Raw genomic sequence first — 15942 nt, 5'->3', positions numbered from 1 at the left:
CTGAACCCGGCAGGAATTGAATGGCACTTCAAAGCAAGCTTGAACAGCGCCTCGTACAGAAGCTGATTCTTACCCCGACCCTTCAGCAGGCCATAAAACTTCTGCAGCTGACCCGTCTGGAATTGCGGGACTTGATGGCTACTGAACTTCAGACCAACCCCGTACTTGAAGATATTCTGGGTACAGAGGGAGAGCCGCCACCACAGACGACAGAGAAGGATTCCTCCCAACCGGAAGATATCAGGGAAGAACCCATGGATACGGATATCGAGGCATTCTTCCAGGATTATCTGGATAACGCAGACCGGACGACCTTTACCGCCACCATGGAGCCTCTGGAAGCGGCACCCATTGAAAATATTTCCCGGGAGAGCCAGAAGCTCGTAGACTATTTGCTCTGGCAGGTCCAGCTCATGAATATTCCCCCGGAGTTGATCGGACCGGTTCACATCCTGATCGCTTCCCTGGATGATGACGGGTATCTCCTGGATCCCCTTGAAGATATTGCAGCTGAATCGGGGATGGACATGGAGCTTCTGGAATCGGCATTGCGGGTAATCCATTCACTGGACCCCACCGGCGTGGGGGCGCGATCTCACCAGGAATGTCTGATGATGCAGACCGAGGATCCCGTAATTAAAAAAGTAATTCAGAACCAGTGGGACTCCTTTCTTCACCAGGATTACGAAACGATTCGTCATGCCCTGGGTCTGAACGAGGAAGAAATGGATGCCGTTCGGGAAACCATTCGCCACCTGGATCTCTATCCTGGACGAAAGTATTCAAATGTCATTCCGGTTTACGTGGAACCCGAGGTGTACGTGATCCGCAGAGGAGTTCACTATACTGTCTTTCTGAACGATGATGGAATGCCCCGTCTTCGGATCAATCGCCGTTACCTGAGACTTTTTCGGGAGGCCAATACCGCGAAAGATGAAGAGACGGCTTCCTATCTGCGTAAAAAACTTCAATCAGCCCTCTGGCTTCTCAAGAGCGTGGAGCAGCGGCACCGGACCCTCTACCGGGTGGCTACCAGTATTGTGCAGTATCAAAGGAACTTCCTGGACAAGGGAAAAGATCACCTTCGCCCACTCACCCTGAGGACTGTCGCGGAAGATGTCCACGTTCACGAATCGACGGTCAGCCGTGTTGTGTCCAATAAGTATATTCAGACACCTCGTGGCCTTTTTCCAATGAGGATGTTCTTTCTCCAGGGACTGCCGACAACCGATGGATCCAACGTGACCGTCTCCAGGGTACAGAAAATCATCCAGGAGGTGATTGAGCGTGAAGATGAACGGAAACCTCTGAGCGACGCGAAAGTTGCGCAGATTATCCAAACACGGTATCATATCCGCTTGGCTCGAAGGACTGTGGCCAAGTACAGGGAAGAGTTGGGGATTCCAAGTTCTCAAGACAGAAAGAAATCCAGATCATGAGAGGTGATCCATGAGAATCGACTTCCATGCAAAAAAGTTTGAACTGTCTGAATCCTTTCAGGATTTTGTGCAGAAACGCCTGAAAAAATTTCAGAAGTATCTTGACGATACTTCCGAGGTCCGTGTCAATCTCGAAGAGTTGAAAGCCAACAAAAAAGTGGAGATCCTGGTTCACGAACATGGCGATGTCATACAGTCACACGCGTCCGGACTGGATATGCGTGAGGCTTTCATGGATGCGGTACACAAGCTGGATGTTCAGCTGGAGAAAAAGAAAAAGAAACTGAAAGATCGCAAACGTCGCGAAGCCCATAAGATGGAGAGCCAGTGGCAGTTGAGCGTGATTGACCGGAGCGGCAGGGCACCGAAAAAGAAAACGGAAAAGACGCTTACTACGACCCGTCTGGAAGTGAGAACCCTGAGTGTGGAAGATGCGGTGACCCTCATGGATAAGAGTGGGGACGATATTCTGGTATTCCGCGATGTGACCGATGGAGCCGTAAGATTTATTCACCGCCGTAAAGACGGAAAATACAATCTTATTATTCCTGAATAAACGACCATGAAACTCAACCAGGTTCTTGAACCGGAGCATATTCTCTGGAACCTGAATGCCCGGAATCGCAACGACGCGCTGAAGGATATTTCAAGTTTTCTGGAGAGTACCGGCATGATCAGGGATAAGAAAGAGGTATATGAGAAGCTGTTGGCCCGGGAAGAGATCCTCTCAACCGGTATTGGAAACGGAGTGGCCATTCCTCACTGCAAGACGGGGCAGGTCGATTCAGTTAAAGTAGCTCTGGCCAGGAGTCAAAACGGTGTCGATTTTGATGCTGTGGATAAGGCTCCGGCGCATCTCTTCTTTGTCGTTCTATCCCCGCCCGATCAACCGAATCCACACCTTCAGGTACTTGCCCGGATATCGAAAATCTTACGGACCCCCGGTGCCATTCATCACTTCATGAATGCCTCTTCCGCAAATCAGCTTTTTGAATTTATCAATCAGGAAGAAAAGAAGATCACCTGATGAAGGAAACCATACCCGTATCGGCCCGGGTTCTTCTGAATAAGGAATTGGAAGACCTCCAGCTGAGATTGATAGGCGGGAAGGAGGGGTTGAACCGCATCATTGAACGCCCCAGACCGCAGAAACCCGGTCTTGCTCTGGCGGGTTTCACAAAAGCTGTTAAGGAAAACCGCGTCCAAATCATTGGAACGATGGAACTGGACTATCTGGAGACCATGTCTGAGGAGAAGAGGAAAGTGCGGGTGGATACGCTTTGTCAGCAGTCCATCAGTGCGATTGTCCTCAGCCGTGACCACCCCCCCCCTCCAGAATTACTTGATGCCTGCAATTCTGGTGATATTCCTCTCTTCTCGAGCCCCGCCTCGTCCGGTCGACTCATTGAACGGCTGACCTATTTCCTTCAGGATCAGCTGGCGCCGCGTAGAACCGTTTCGGGCGACCTGGTGGATGTATATGGACTTGGAGTTCTGATTACGGGAAAGAGCAGTGTCGGCAAGAGTGAGTGTGCCCTTGAGCTGGTGAAGAGGGGACATCGGCTGGTCAGTGACGATGTGGTGATGGTCCGAAGGTTTCCCAATGATGTTCTGATTGGCAGGCCCGGTAACGAACGAATCAGGAACCGCCTTGAAATTCGGGGAATTGGCATCATCAACGTTCACCATATGTTTGGCGTCACGGCAGTCGCCCCTGAAAAGACAATCGATCTGGTTATCGATTTGCAGCACTGGGATGAAACGATCGAATATGATCGCCTGGGTGCGGATGCCAAATCGGCCCGAATTCTTGATGTGGAGATCCCTCTCATTGAAATGCCGGTAAGCCCGGGGCGGAATATTGCGCTTCTGGTTGAAATCGCAACACGAGCCAAGCTTCTTAAGAACATGGGCTACGATGAACCGAAAGAGTTCATCGATAAGCTCCAGGAAGACCTGATTCGAAATGCCCGCTCCTGAATCGAAGGAGAGACGGATCCTTTTGATAACGGGTCTTTCAGGATCCGGAAAGAGCTATGCGAGCCGCGCGCTTGAAGATATCGGATATTACTGTGTGGACAATGTTCCCGTCGTTCTGATCCCCGCTCTATTAGATCACCTGAAAAATATGGATCGAATCGCCATATCCGCGGATGTCCGCAGTTTACAGTACTCCCAGGACTTTGAGCGGATTTGGAGAGAAGTAAAATCATCGGATCCGCAGGCATTCATGGTATTTCTCTGGGCGGAACCGGAAATCATTTCCCGTCGTTATCAGGTAACACGTCGACCCCATCCTCTCCAGGGAACCGGGGCGACCCTGGAAGATGCCATACAGGCCGAGACAAATTTTCTGGAGCCCATCCGTAACATTGCTGATACGCTGATCGAAACGACTGATCTCAACGTTCATCAGCTTCGAACCCGGGTTTTACAGGAATTTGGAGATGCGAGCATTCGGGGCAACCAGTTTCTGATCTCGATCACCTCCTTTGGATTTGCTTACGGACATCCCGGGAATGTCGATTTTGTCATGGATGTACGTTTCCTTCCTAACCCGCATTTTGTTCCCGATCTCAAACCCTTCACTGGTCTGGACCGGGGTGTGAGCGACTACGTATTCAGCTTTGAGGAAACTCATGATTTTTATGCAAAGCTGACCGATTTTATGACCTATCTGGTCGAGCAGGTCCGTAAAGAGCACCGAAGCTATTTCGGGATCGGGATCGGCTGCACAGGTGGACGGCATCGATCGGTTGCCGTCGCGGAGCGGCTGGCAGACTTTTTCCGGTTGAAACATTTCAACGTTACGGTTCATCATCGGGATATTCATCGGAGAGAAGCATGACCTGCGGTCTGGTTCTCACCTGTGGCAACCTGGCTCATGAAATGGTATCGACCGTGGAAACCATTCTTGGCCATCCCTCGTGCCTCTTCCCGGTATCCGTCCCCTGGAAATCCTGCAATCCAGAGATGGTTGACGCGATTATCCGTGAAGCTATGGCGAAGACAGAACCGGGACCCTGGATTATTTTTAACGACACCTACGGCAGCACGACATACCATGCCGCCAGATTGTTAAAGGAGGATCGAGTCATCGAGGTCATATCCGGCGTAAATATTCCGCTTCTGCTGAAGTTTGCGACCATGTGCCTTGATCGGGAACCCTTTCACCAGATTCTGGAAGAAATGATTCATCGCGCCAAAGACAGCATTCGATTTGCAAGTTATGAACACGGGAAGGACTCATGATCACGAAGGATATTGAAATCATCAACAAACTTGGACTTCATGCGCGTGCCGCAGCGAAACTTGTGGAAACTTCCAAGCGATATGCATGTTCTGTGACCGTATCGAAGGACGGGGAAGCCGTTGATGGAAAGAGTATTCTGGGCATTCTCATGCTTGCAGCGGCCAAAGGATCGATGATAACCGTAGTCACAGATGGGGAAGATGAAGAGTCGGCGATGAACGCCGTGGAAGAGTTGATCCTGGACTATTTCGGGGAAGGTGAATGATCCATCGGGGAATCTCTGCCTGTCCCGGGATCGCTATCGGGCGAGCTGTGATCATCAATCACGGCGGGATGGAGATTCACCATTCAACCCTGACAGAGTCGGAGATTACCGGTGAGCTGAAACGATTCCGTGAAGGTCTGGAACGGGCCCGGGTAAATATTCGGGAACTCCACAGCCATACCCGGCGTGTCTTTGGAGATGAGCTTGCCTCTGTCTTTCTTGCTCACAAGATGTTCCTGGAAGACGAGGTATTTCTGAGCAAAATTGAAGATCTGATCCGTGCGGACCGAACCAATGCGGAATGGGCTGTCCATGTGGTGACCGAAGACATTAAAACCCGCCTGAAGTCGGCGGGGGATGCTTACCTCAGCGAACGGGTCGTGGATCTGGAAGATGTATCCCGGCAGATCATTTCAGCCCTTGGTGGGGAACGGGTCTCCGAAAACCGTGATTTCACGGAAGATGTTGTCATCATCGGCCACGACATTGCTCCATCGGACCTGGCAAGGTATACCCATAAAAGGATTGTCGGATATATTACCGAAACCGGCGGACAGACTTCGCATACGTCAATTATGGCAAAGGCACTCGGGATCCCGACTGTCATCGGCGTTCCCTCCATTACCAACCTGGCAGGAGATCGGGATATCGTAATTGTTGATGGTACCGAAGGCAAGGTCATTATTAATCCCGATGAAAGCATCCTGGGAGAATATCGAAATAAAAAGCAGCGGTATCGGACCTTTTATGCAAGGTTGGAACGGGAGGGCAAGGGGGAGTCTGTCACGATGGACGGTGTCCCCATCCATCTCATGGCCAACCTGGAACTCTCCTCAGAGCTTTCCCTAGTCCGCCGTTATCGAGCGGAAGGCATCGGCCTCTATCGAAGTGAATTCCTTTACCTCACCATGGTGCCCCGGATCCCATCTGAAGAGGACCATTACAAAGTTTACCGAAAACTCCTCCGATCCATGGCTCCGAAACCCGTTGTTATCCGCACCTTTGATCTCGGGGGTCGAAAAGTAGCCCGTGAGACTCTCCATCTTCCAGAAGATAATCCTGTCATGGGAATGCGCGGGATCCGCCTCTGTCTCAACTATCTGGACATCTTTCGTCCTCAGCTTCGTGCCCTGCTTCGAGCCGCCAGGGTCGGAAATCTGAAAGTGCTCCTGCCCATGGTTTCAGGGATCAATGAGATCCGCCAGACCCGTGCCCTTATCGCTGAAATATCGCAGGAACTTGAGGCCGAGGGGAAGGACCACGTAAAAGATATATCCCTGGGAGTCATGATCGAAGTTCCCTCTGCCGCGGTCATCGCCGAACGTGTAGCTCAGGAAGTGGATTTCATGGCGATTGGAACAAACGATCTGATCCAATATACACTGGCCATCGATAGGAATAATGAGCGCCTGAGTTATCTGTACGAACCCCTTCATCCGGCGATCTTATCCCTCGTTCACAGCGTCGTTGCCAAGGCCGTCCCCTCGGGATGCCAGGTCAGCGTCTGTGGAGAAATGGCTGCCGACCCCCTTGGAGCCATCGCCCTGGTCGGACTGGGAGTGGAAACGCTTTCGATGGAACCGTCCTATATTCCCATCATAAAGGATACGCTCCGTAAAATAGACTACGACCACACCCGGAATCTTCTTTCCACAGCCATGACCTTCTCGACGGCGAAGGAAGTCTACGAATTTCTCATGGAGAGTTTTGTTTCCACGATTCCCGGAGGTCTCCTTTGCCCCATCATGTAACCAAGATTGACAAACCCTGGGGTTACGAACTGATCTTTGCCCATACTTCTTCCTATGCCGGGAAAATCCTCGTCATCGAACCCGGTCAGGAATTAAGCCGCCAGTACCATGAAATGAAAGAGGAGACCATCTACGTTATAGAAGGTGAGATGATCCTCGAAACGGGGGACGGAACGGATCGGCGAACGATTCGACTTATGGTAGGGGAGGGCTACCATCTCCCGCCGCGGACTATCCACCGCTTCTCCACCGAACGGGGTTGCAGGCTGGTTGAAGTATCCACACCCCACCTGGATGACGTCGTGCGGCTGGAAGATCGATACGGGAGGATTCAGAAATGAATCGAAATATCCTTGCTGGAACCATGGCGCTCCTCATCGCTGCATCCTTCGGCCTTGCGCAGGAATCAGGATCCAAGAAGACCGGGGAAGAATCGTCTGCGAAGACGAAAAAGACGGATACTGCGAAGGCTAAAGACAAGAAGGTATCCCTGTATATGAAAGCAATGAGAAACAAAGAAACAGCGGGTAAGAGCACACTTGTGATCACAAACGATTCTCTGACCCGGATGGAGAGTGCGGAGCGATTGACGATTGCTCCCAAATCTCCCGGCGGAGACTTTCCGGAATTATCCGAATACAAGGATACGAACTCAAAAGGGGAAGAGTACTGGCAGACGAGGATGAAATCGGCTCGCTCTCAGGTCGACCGACTGGAACAGCGCGTTCAGAATATTCAGAGTGAAATCAACCGCCTCCAGACTGATTTTTATCGCTGGGACGACCCTTCCTATCGCGATTCGGTCATCAAACCGGCCTGGGATCAGGCTGTGAAGGAGCTTGAGCAGACCAAAAAGGACCTGGAGACTGCAAAACAGACCCTTGCAAATCTTCCCGACGAAGCTCGAAAGGCAGGAGCCCTCCCGGGTTGGTTGAGGTAAGACGAATCCACGTTAAAACCTGGGGCTGTCAAATGAATGAGCTTGACAGCCAGAGACTGGCTGGACATTTCGTTCAAGCGGGATGGGAAATAGCACTTTCCGAGCAGAATGCCGACCTTGTCATTCTGAATACATGCAGTGTCCGTGAAAAGGCGGAAGAAAAAATCTTTGCCTACCTTGGCCGGTTAAAACAATGGAAAAGTGCGGCCCCGAGCCGACGCATCGTCGTGGCCGGTTGTGTAGCCCAGCAATACCGGGATTCACTCCTGAACCGTGCCCCTCACGTCGATCTGGTCATTGGTCCGGCTCAGATCGACCATATTCTCAACCATCTTGAAACGCTTGATCCTCTTGCCTCCACGCACCTATCCGATGATATCACCTATGACTATGAGACGATCTACCGTTCAGGAACCCATACAGCTCTCCTGACGGTTATCGAAGGTTGTAACATGTTCTGTTCCTTCTGCATCGTCCCCTATACCCGCGGAAGAGAACGGAGCCGACCTGTAGAGAGCATTCTGACGGAAATCCATGCCCTGGTCGAGTCCAACCGTACCGATATCATGCTTCTCGGGCAGACCATTAATGCGTACCAGTGTCCGGAAACCGGTACGAACTTTGACGGACTTCTGGAACGGGCAGCCCGTGTACCCGGTCTGAAATGCCTGAAATTTGTAACCTCTCATCCGAAGCTTTTCACTCAGGACATGATCGATACGGTGGCCGGGCATCCAAATATCAGTCGTTACCTTCACCTTCCCGTCCAGAGCGGATCCAATGCGATTCTTACACGCATGAACCGTAAATATACGCGTAACGAATACCTTGACCTGCTTTCCAGGCTTCGAGATAAAATTCCCGACGCTGTTCTGAGCTCCGACATGATTGTAGGATTTCCCGGAGAGACCGAGGAGGACCATGAACAGACACTTGATCTTATCCAAAAGGCAAGGTTCGCGACCCTCTTTGCCTTCAAGTATTCTCCACGAAGGGGTACGACCGCTGCAAAGGTGAATGATGATGTAGCTCCTGAAATCAAGGATAAGCGCCTGGCCGATGTAATCCGCATTCAGGATGAGATCCAGGCTGAGATCAACCAGGCGCTTGTCGGCACAACCTTGACCGTACTTGTGGAGGGACAGTCCCGCAAAGATCCGTCTCGCTGGTCGGGCCGCAGCCATTGCAACCGCGTTGTGAATCTCGTTGATATCAATTCTGATATTGGTCCCGGTTCCTGGATCGACGTTGAGATCACCCGCGCACACGCCCATTCACTGAGCGGCAGACGTGTTCCTCAGAATCGATAGACGCTGATCCCTGCGGCTTGCTGCGGTTCAATCAGGCCCCGTATTCTTCATTTCAAAAGCAGGGGAGGATGGGAAGGTGCGGCCATTTATCCTTGACTTTCCAGTGAAAAGTTTTTATCCTACAGGTGATATGACTGAGCATATACGAATGATTTTAAAGGGTATTGTTCTGGACCCGGTGAACCATATGCCGGTCATTCTTCTAAAGCAGGAAGACGCAGACCTGCTTCTTCCCATTTGGATTGGGATTTACGAAGCGAATGCCATAGCCCTGAAACTTGACAACGTTAAGACACCGCGCCCGATGTCACACGATCTTCTGAAAAACGTTTTCGCAGAACTCGGCGCGACGGTGACAGACGTAGTGATATCCAAGCTGGAAGACAACACCTTCTTCGCGGAAATTCATGCAAAAAGCTTGGATAAAGATTTCACCATCGATTCACGGCCTTCTGACGCGATCGCGCTTGCGGTGCGCTGTGAAGTCCCCATCTTTGCCGATCCTGAAGTCCTGAAGCATGCCCAGAGCATCAAACTGGATGACCAGGAAAACCAGGACCAGCTGAGAAAATGGTTTGAATCCCTTGATGTGGAAGATTTCGGAAAGTACAAAATGTAATCATGATCATCACGATAACGAACCAGAAAGGTGGGGTGGGGAAAACCACAACAGCGATCAATCTTGCCGCAGCCCTTGCTCATAAAGGGTTGAAGACACTTCTCGTGGACATGGATCCACAGGCAAATGCGTCAATGTCCTTTGTGCCCTTTGAACCGGGCCGTCCCACGATTTTGGATGCCCTCTCCGGTGATGTGCCCATGACACAGGTCATACAACATTCGAGCAAGGAGAATCTTGCCGTGGCGCCCAGCCACATCACTCTGGCCAAGCTTGAATCTGTGATGATGGGGGAGATCGATGCCCATTTCCGTCTTAAGGATCTTGTCGCCACGGTGGAAGAATCCTTTGACATGGTTCTCGTCGATACCCCTCCGACTCTAGGCCTTCTCACGGTCAATGCGATGGTTGCAGCGAGTCATATTCTGATTCCCATCCAATCTTCCTATTACGCGCTGGAGGGAACAGATGATCTTCTGGAAACCATCGATAAAATTAAAAAAAGAATGAATCCAAACCTTCAGATTCTTGGTGCCGTGGTTACGCTATTTGACGGTAGAACTATTTTATCCAGAGATATTTACAAAGAAATTAAAAAAGTATTCGGCTCAAAACTCTTTAAAACAGTCGTACGGAAAAACGTTCGTCTTGAAGAAAGCCCAGCCTATCGTGAATCGATTTTCGATTTCGCGCCAAACAGCCATGGCGCTGTTGACTACTATAAATTATCCGAGGAGGTGCTCAGCCGTGTCTAAACGACGTGGTCTCCCCAATGAGCGTGGAATGCGGCATACCCACCATTACGTTGATGAACTCTTCAACCGGGACGACCACCCCCTGGGCCGACATCTCCCGATTTCTTCCCTCGAAGTCAATCCCGACCAGCCCAGAACTTCGGTAGGGGAGGTCGACGATTTAGCCGAGTCGATTAAATCTCACGGCATCCTGGAGCCTCTCCTTGTTCACAGAGTGGAAGAGGGAAGGTACAGGATCATCGCCGGGGAACGACGCTTCCATGCTGCAATGAAGCTGGGGCTCACCGAAGTGCCCTGTATCGAGATGGAAATTTTGAACGAATCTGAAATCCTTGAAATTGCACTAATTGAGAACCTTCAGCGGCGGGACCTGAATCCCTTTGAAGAATCTCATGGATATCAGACCCTGAAAAATAAGTACAATTACACGCACGATAAGATTGCAAAAACAGTAGGGAAAAGCCGCTCAACCATTACAGAATCTTTAACCCTCAGCCGAATCCCCGATGAGATTCGTGAACTTTGTCGGCACGCCGACATTAGCGCCAAGAGTATCCTTCTTGAAATAGCAAAGGCCGACGATCTGATGGACATGAGAAATCTGGTTGACCTTTACGCAGCCGGCGGGGATCGCCAGGCAATGCGAGAGTTACGTAAGGGGACGGAAGCAGATCCCGAAGAAGAAGATTCGGATCAGTATCAAAAACTGCGCCCCTTTGTCTTCCGGGTTTCCCCCCAGGAAGGCCACTTCAGTTTAAGCCTTAAGTTTCAAAAGCAGGAAGTTTCCCGTGATGAGATCATAAAGACATTACAGCAGATCATCGAGCAGTTACGCAGGGAAAGTGTACCGGGTCCCTCACAGCGACGCCTGGACAGCTGAACAAATCGCAAACAAATAAACACACGAATTCAAAGCATGCACGGTTTTATGGCATAACGGCATGGTAATTAGAATAAAAGTTTACATAATATATCTTATCGGAAGTTATATTTCTGGTAAACTGCACCGGTGAGCAAGGCTTCCCGCTATCTCCTGCGCACGATTCTTCCTGCCGTCTCCCTGGGTGTCGGCTTCTACCTTTCCCTATTTCTCGTCAGAGCATTTTTTGAGATTATCGAACTTTCCCTTCGTCAGGGTATCCCGTTTCTGAAAGCATCTCACATCATCCTTCTCTCCATGCCCGGACTTCTCGTGATGACGGTACCCATGGGATTGCTCTTTGGAATTCTCTTTGCCGTTTCTCATTTGCAGCGCAGCAATGAACTTCTCGCCTTCATGTCCCTGGGATTTACGCGAAAACAGATTATTACACCATTTATCCTTGCGGGCCTGGGATTCGCATTTCTTACAGCTTTCCTCCAGATTTACGTTCTTCCCCGAAGTAATTCGGCGCTGGTCAATTATCGCCTGGAACTATTGCGCAGTGCCATGTCCCAGAACATCAACAGTCGACAGTTCATCGATTCCTTTCCCAACAAGATTCTTTACATCGGAGATATGGACACATCCAAGACCCACTGGAAACATGTCACCATCTTTGAAAATGACTACCCTACGCTTCGCATTCTTACGGCTAAAAGCGGAGACCTCTTTTCAGATTCTTCCGGAATGGAACTCTGGCTAAAGCTTTCCGGGGTCGTGACCCATATTACCAATCTCAGAAAAACATCATCCCCGGAACGGTATCAGATCAACACAAACAAAGAGCAGAACATCCTGTTAAACAGAATCGCGACCCCCTTTGAACGATCCACGTCTTCCAAGGGGCCTCTGGAAATGACCCTAACGGAACTCCTTCAGAAGGTGAACAATCCCTCCAATGACTTTGAATATCGCCGGGTTCTTATCGAACTGAACCGTAAATTGACCTTCCCCGCTGCATGTATCCTGTTTGCATGGCTTGCAATGGCCTACACCTTCCGCCGGCCTCAGCTCAAGGGAACATCTGCCTTTGTACTCTCTCTCCTCTTTATCATTATTTACTACATTGTTATGGCTATTGGCGAAAACATGGCCGCGCAGGGAAAGTTAAACATATTTATTGCATCCTGGGGTCCTTCCTTTGTCCTCGTCCTCTTTGCCCTCTATTACCAATTCCGTGGCCGCAGACTCAGCCAGGGACGCCGTTTTTCTGCAGTGATTCCCAACCTGCTGTCCAAAGTGACCTTTCATAAAGGACTGGGCAGTTTTCCTACCCGTATTGACACCTATATCTGGTCGTTATTCGTCGTGATTTTTCTCATGGTGATCGTTACCCTGGCCTCTCTTTATGTCGTTATCGATTTCACCCAGATTATCGATGAAATTCAGCGCCATAACGTAGCCTTTTCCGTAGTGTGGAGGCACTATCTCTTTGCCATGCCGCAGATGCTCTACGAACAGGCCTCCCCCATCAGTATCCTGATTGCCCTTACGCTTACGATCGGTACTCTGGAGCGTAACAAAGAATTTACGGCCTTTCGTTCTCTGGGCATCTCACTGCACAGAACCATGACGCCATTTCTTCTTGTTGCCCTGGTCATGGCCACCGTCGGATTTCTTTTTGCCGAAACCTTGATGCCTCTCGCCAATAAGAAGGCGGTCATGTACCGTCAGATTATGAAAGGAAAGGATCCGGGAAAATTCCGGAACATTCCCGGGGATTACCGGTTAAATATGCTGTCAGCCAATCACCTCGTTGGATATGCATGGGCTGATGTTCCCCTCGAAACCCTGAATGATGTTTTTGTTATTGAGTGGGATGAACATATGGGTATCCGTCGCCGAACCCATGCGGATCGTCTCATCTGGCATGAAAACCGCTGGGTTTTTGTAGACGGTTGGGAGCGTGAGTTTAACGGAGATCAGGTGCTGTCTTACAATGTCTTTAATCGGCGGGATTACCCCTTTCCCGATTCGAAGTCTGATCTTCTCCTCGAAACGAATAAACCTCAGGAAATGAATTTTTTAACCCTCTATCGCCATCTTCGGCGAGCCCGGGCTGGGGGACACATCAATCCTTATCTCCAGACCCATCTCTGGCAGAAGCTTGTCCCTCCCCTGTCCATGCTGGTTCTTTGCCTTCTGGCGTACGGCCTGATCTTTCGGTTTCCCTCCCATCAGACGGCGACACTCTGGCAGATTGGAATGAGCCTCGGCGTCGGCTTTATCTACTGGGCCATTACAGCACTCTTCTTTAAACTTGGAGAATTGAACGCTCTCCCCCCCTTATTTGCTGCTCTCAGTCCCGTAATCCTTATCGGCTGGTTTGGGGCCTATACATTTTTCGACATTAAGACGTAAGAGGAGATTGATCATGAAAGCTCTACGTATCTCTCTGGGCCTTGCCGCCCTTTTATCGCTGATCTCAGGAACAGCCGTCTATGCCGGACCGGGCGAAATTGTGAATCGAATTTCGCTCGACATCAAGGAACCTACCGGTCTGGCTATTGTCGATAATCAGTTCTGGGTTGCCGATCGAGCGACAGGAACCCTCATTCAAATTGACCCGGAAACGGGGAAAATCCTGTCCTCAATCCCCTCCCCCACGGAACAACCTCTGGGTCTTACCTATGACGGGTCCGGGACTCTCTATATTGCTGACGATATTTACGGTTCCATCTATGCCATGGATGTGAATACGCATCAGACGAGGGTTGTAAATGAACCGGAAACCCGACCTCTCGGCCTGGCATGGGATGGGCAGGCTCTCTGGGTAACCGCAAACCGATCCCTCCTGAAGCTCGATCCGTCTGATGGCACGGAAATGAGTTCCTATGAAGCTTCCGGACGCTACCCGACAGGGATCACCTTTGACGGAACCTACCTGTGGGTCGCGGAGCGGAATGAAGATGAAATTGGCGTCTATACCACAGATGGAACGCTTTTCGGTTTGCTCCCCTCCCCCGGCCCGTTCCCCTGGGGGCTGGCTCGTCAGGGGGATCTGCTCTATATCGTAGACTATGAAACTCGTGAACTTGCCACCCTGAGCCTTACAGCGCCCGATACGCCTTACATACACGAAACGTCGCACCATCGAACCCTGGCCTTTACCCATGAGATACTCAACTGGGGACCCGATCCCCTGACGGAAGTAGTTCTCGCGTTTTGCATTCCCGTGGAGGATGAGCATCAGAAATTGATCGGAGAAGGCATCCTTACAGCCGACCCATCGGCGGAAATCACAACCGTGGTGGATTCCTGGAATCAATCCTTTTATCGTGTCAGAGGAACCGGGATCGAATCGGGAAAACGTTTTTCCGCTACGCTGAATCTAAACGCCGAAACCTGGGATTCCAGCGCATTTATCCTGCCTCTATGGATTACGGGACTGAACTCGATCCCCGGGGAGATTCGGACGAACTATACCGTCGACGGTTCCAAGCTTCAGATTGCCGATCCCTATATTCAGAAACTGGCAAAAGAGATCGTCGGGAATGAAACCAACCCCTTCTGGATTGCCTGGAAAATCCACTACTACCTCATGACCCACATGGAGTACAAATTGTCCGGCGGTTGGAATGTTGCACCCACGATCCTGCGGCGTGGAAACGGTTCCTGCAGTGAGTTTACAATCTCATTCCTGGCTTTAGCCCGGGCATCCGGCCTCCCGGCCCGGTATGAGGCTGGATTTGTCGTACGAGGTGATGATGCCAGTGTGGACAATGTCTACCATCGCTGGGTGCAGGTTTACCTTCCTCCCTATGGGTGGGTCCCCGTGGATTCAAGCATGGGGAAACCATCCAGTGCCCGCACCATTGCACGAGAGTTCGGATCCCGTTCGAACCGTTTTTTAATTACGACCCATTCCGGAGGGGACAGCCCCTATCTTGGGTGGACTTATAACAGTGCAGCCACCTTCACGTTCCGGGGACGGGCGAAAGCCGAAGAACGGACATGGGCCAAATGGAGCCCCGGGACCGATGCGGACGAGATTCTTCTCATTGAGAATGATACAGCGGCAAGCCCGGCTCCCGCACTGAATACAAATGCCGGAAGCTGTTCCATTCCCTGATGGAAGGGTTTCACTCTGGAACGTGGTAGACCTTTTTCGTGACCCTGTGCAGAGTTTTCTTTCATCCCCCCCATTCGGAACCCTGAACCCGGCCGAGAATGAACACCCTTTGATTCAGATTCCCGCACGACGCTGCGATCCCGTGCGGTCCGATCCACCTTCTGGGCCTTCGGCCTGAGGGCTTCCGACAAGTTATTCAATTTTCTCCGCCTGCTGATTCTCGCATAATTGCTCACGCCGGACGACTTCGGAATCTTTGGCGTTGCCCTGCTTGCACTTTCTACATTTGAAAGTCTTTCCCGGACGGGCTTCGAGGCCGCTCTGATCCATAAGACAGATCCCATCGAGACGTCCCTCGATACGGCCTGGACGCTCCAGCTCCTGCGTTCCTTCCTGGTGGGAGCCTTCCTCTTTCTGTTGAGCGCGCCGCTGGCCGCCTTTTTCAGGTACCCGGGTCCGTGGCAATCATACGGGTTGTTGCCCAGTCCTTCCTCATCCAGGGACTTACAAATATTCGCGTTGTGACATTTCAGAAGGAACTGGCATTTTCAAAACATTTGGTCCTCGCTGTTTCATGTGGGTAAGTTGAAGTCCAGTTTTCCCGCAATGAGATAGG

Annotated in this window: 17 protein-coding genes; all 17 read left to right on the top strand. The window is 50.9% G+C overall.

The genetic code is table 11. The features are described from left to right. Positions 1-20 precede the first annotated feature (20 nt). The 17 genes from rpoN (at position 21) to PLD04_07385 (ending at position 15851) form a co-directional block, all read left to right on the top strand. The gene (gene rpoN, locus PLD04_07465; GenBank protein ID HXK68170.1) at positions 21-1439 is read left to right on the top strand and encodes an RNA polymerase factor sigma-54; all 1419 of its coding nucleotides are present in this window, start codon (positions 21-23) and stop codon (positions 1437-1439) included. Positions 1440-1449: 10 nt separating this feature from the next. Beyond that, the gene (gene raiA, locus PLD04_07460) at positions 1450-1995 is read left to right on the top strand and encodes a ribosome-associated translation inhibitor RaiA (GenBank protein HXK68169.1); all 546 of its coding nucleotides are present in this window, start codon (positions 1450-1452) and stop codon (positions 1993-1995) included. Between the two features lie 6 nt (positions 1996-2001). Then, positions 2002-2466: a PTS sugar transporter subunit IIA gene (locus tag PLD04_07455; GenBank protein HXK68168.1), complete on the top strand. Its 465-nt coding sequence runs from the start codon at positions 2002-2004 to the stop codon at positions 2464-2466. Further along, complete coding sequence (gene hprK / locus PLD04_07450; GenBank protein HXK68167.1) at positions 2466-3419, top strand: HPr(Ser) kinase/phosphatase; 954 nt, start codon at positions 2466-2468, stop codon at positions 3417-3419. The genes PLD04_07455 and hprK overlap by 1 nt, the downstream gene beginning before the upstream one ends. After that, positions 3406-4287: an RNase adapter RapZ gene (rapZ, locus tag PLD04_07445; protein ID HXK68166.1), complete on the top strand. Its 882-nt coding sequence runs from the start codon at positions 3406-3408 to the stop codon at positions 4285-4287. The genes hprK and rapZ overlap by 14 nt, the downstream gene beginning before the upstream one ends. Continuing rightward, entirely contained in the window at positions 4284-4691 is a 408-nt protein-coding gene (locus tag PLD04_07440; protein HXK68165.1) for a hypothetical protein, read from the top strand. The genes rapZ and PLD04_07440 overlap by 4 nt, the downstream gene beginning before the upstream one ends. Next, positions 4688-4957 (top strand): HPr family phosphocarrier protein, encoded by a 270-nt coding sequence (locus tag PLD04_07435; GenBank protein HXK68164.1) that lies wholly within the window; start codon positions 4688-4690, stop codon positions 4955-4957. Before PLD04_07440 ends, PLD04_07435 begins: the two co-directional genes overlap by 4 nt. Next, positions 4954-6708 (top strand): phosphoenolpyruvate--protein phosphotransferase, encoded by a 1755-nt coding sequence (gene ptsP, locus PLD04_07430; GenBank protein ID HXK68163.1) that lies wholly within the window; start codon positions 4954-4956, stop codon positions 6706-6708. Before PLD04_07435 ends, ptsP begins: the two co-directional genes overlap by 4 nt. Then, positions 6693-7049, top strand: coding sequence for a cupin domain-containing protein (locus PLD04_07425; protein HXK68162.1), 357 nt, complete (start codon positions 6693-6695; stop codon positions 7047-7049). Before ptsP ends, PLD04_07425 begins: the two co-directional genes overlap by 16 nt. Next, positions 7046-7648 carry a hypothetical protein gene (locus PLD04_07420; protein HXK68161.1) on the top strand — a complete coding sequence of 201 codons (603 nt, stop codon included), beginning with the start codon at positions 7046-7048 and terminating at the stop codon, positions 7646-7648. The genes PLD04_07425 and PLD04_07420 overlap by 4 nt, the downstream gene beginning before the upstream one ends. Then, positions 7636-8958 (top strand): tRNA (N6-isopentenyl adenosine(37)-C2)-methylthiotransferase MiaB, encoded by a 1323-nt coding sequence (miaB, locus tag PLD04_07415; GenBank protein ID HXK68160.1) that lies wholly within the window; start codon positions 7636-7638, stop codon positions 8956-8958. Before PLD04_07420 ends, miaB begins: the two co-directional genes overlap by 13 nt. A 130-nt stretch (positions 8959-9088) precedes the next feature. Continuing rightward, positions 9089-9577, top strand: coding sequence for a bifunctional nuclease family protein (locus tag PLD04_07410; protein HXK68159.1), 489 nt, complete (start codon positions 9089-9091; stop codon positions 9575-9577). Positions 9578-9579: 2 nt separating this feature from the next. Continuing rightward, positions 9580-10332: a ParA family protein gene (locus tag PLD04_07405; GenBank protein ID HXK68158.1), complete on the top strand. Its 753-nt coding sequence runs from the start codon at positions 9580-9582 to the stop codon at positions 10330-10332. Next, positions 10325-11212 carry a ParB/RepB/Spo0J family partition protein gene (locus tag PLD04_07400; protein HXK68157.1) on the top strand — a complete coding sequence of 296 codons (888 nt, stop codon included), beginning with the start codon at positions 10325-10327 and terminating at the stop codon, positions 11210-11212. The genes PLD04_07405 and PLD04_07400 overlap by 8 nt, the downstream gene beginning before the upstream one ends. A 129-nt stretch (positions 11213-11341) precedes the next feature. Next, the gene (locus tag PLD04_07395) at positions 11342-13615 is read left to right on the top strand and encodes an LptF/LptG family permease (GenBank protein ID HXK68156.1); all 2274 of its coding nucleotides are present in this window, start codon (positions 11342-11344) and stop codon (positions 13613-13615) included. A 13-nt stretch (positions 13616-13628) separates the two neighbouring features. Further along, complete coding sequence (locus PLD04_07390; GenBank protein HXK68155.1) at positions 13629-15326, top strand: transglutaminase domain-containing protein; 1698 nt, start codon at positions 13629-13631, stop codon at positions 15324-15326. 228 nt (positions 15327-15554) lie between these two features. Beyond that, positions 15555-15851, top strand: coding sequence for an oligosaccharide flippase family protein (locus tag PLD04_07385; protein HXK68154.1), 297 nt, complete (start codon positions 15555-15557; stop codon positions 15849-15851). Positions 15852-15942 lie beyond the last annotated feature (91 nt).

Source organism: Thermoanaerobaculia bacterium (assembly GCA_035593605.1).
Taxonomy (GTDB): domain Bacteria; phylum Acidobacteriota; class Thermoanaerobaculia; order UBA2201; family DAOSWS01; genus DAOSWS01.
This window is presented reverse-complemented; position numbering and strand designations above follow the sequence as displayed.

What these genes read in the sequence shown, in the direction of transcription:
- ptsP (HXK68163.1), top strand. Translation starts at nt 4,954, where the DNA reads ATGATCCATCGGGGAATCTCTGCCTGTCCCGGGATCGCTATCGGGCGA.
- rpoN (HXK68170.1), top strand. Translation starts at nt 21, where the DNA reads ATGGCACTTCAAAGCAAGCTTGAACAGCGCCTCGTACAGAAGCTGATT.
- raiA (HXK68169.1), top strand. Translation starts at nt 1,450, where the DNA reads ATGAGAATCGACTTCCATGCAAAAAAGTTTGAACTGTCTGAATCCTTT.
- PLD04_07455 (HXK68168.1), top strand. Translation starts at nt 2,002, where the DNA reads ATGAAACTCAACCAGGTTCTTGAACCGGAGCATATTCTCTGGAACCTG.
- hprK (HXK68167.1), top strand. Translation starts at nt 2,466, where the DNA reads ATGAAGGAAACCATACCCGTATCGGCCCGGGTTCTTCTGAATAAGGAA.
- rapZ (HXK68166.1), top strand. Translation starts at nt 3,406, where the DNA reads ATGCCCGCTCCTGAATCGAAGGAGAGACGGATCCTTTTGATAACGGGT.
- PLD04_07435 (HXK68164.1), top strand. Translation starts at nt 4,688, where the DNA reads ATGATCACGAAGGATATTGAAATCATCAACAAACTTGGACTTCATGCG.
- PLD04_07420 (HXK68161.1), top strand. Translation starts at nt 7,046, where the DNA reads ATGAATCGAAATATCCTTGCTGGAACCATGGCGCTCCTCATCGCTGCA.
- PLD04_07410 (HXK68159.1), top strand. Translation starts at nt 9,089, where the DNA reads ATGACTGAGCATATACGAATGATTTTAAAGGGTATTGTTCTGGACCCG.
- PLD04_07440 (HXK68165.1), top strand. Translation starts at nt 4,284, where the DNA reads ATGACCTGCGGTCTGGTTCTCACCTGTGGCAACCTGGCTCATGAAATG.
- PLD04_07390 (HXK68155.1), top strand. Translation starts at nt 13,629, where the DNA reads ATGAAAGCTCTACGTATCTCTCTGGGCCTTGCCGCCCTTTTATCGCTG.
- PLD04_07405 (HXK68158.1), top strand. Translation starts at nt 9,580, where the DNA reads ATGATCATCACGATAACGAACCAGAAAGGTGGGGTGGGGAAAACCACA.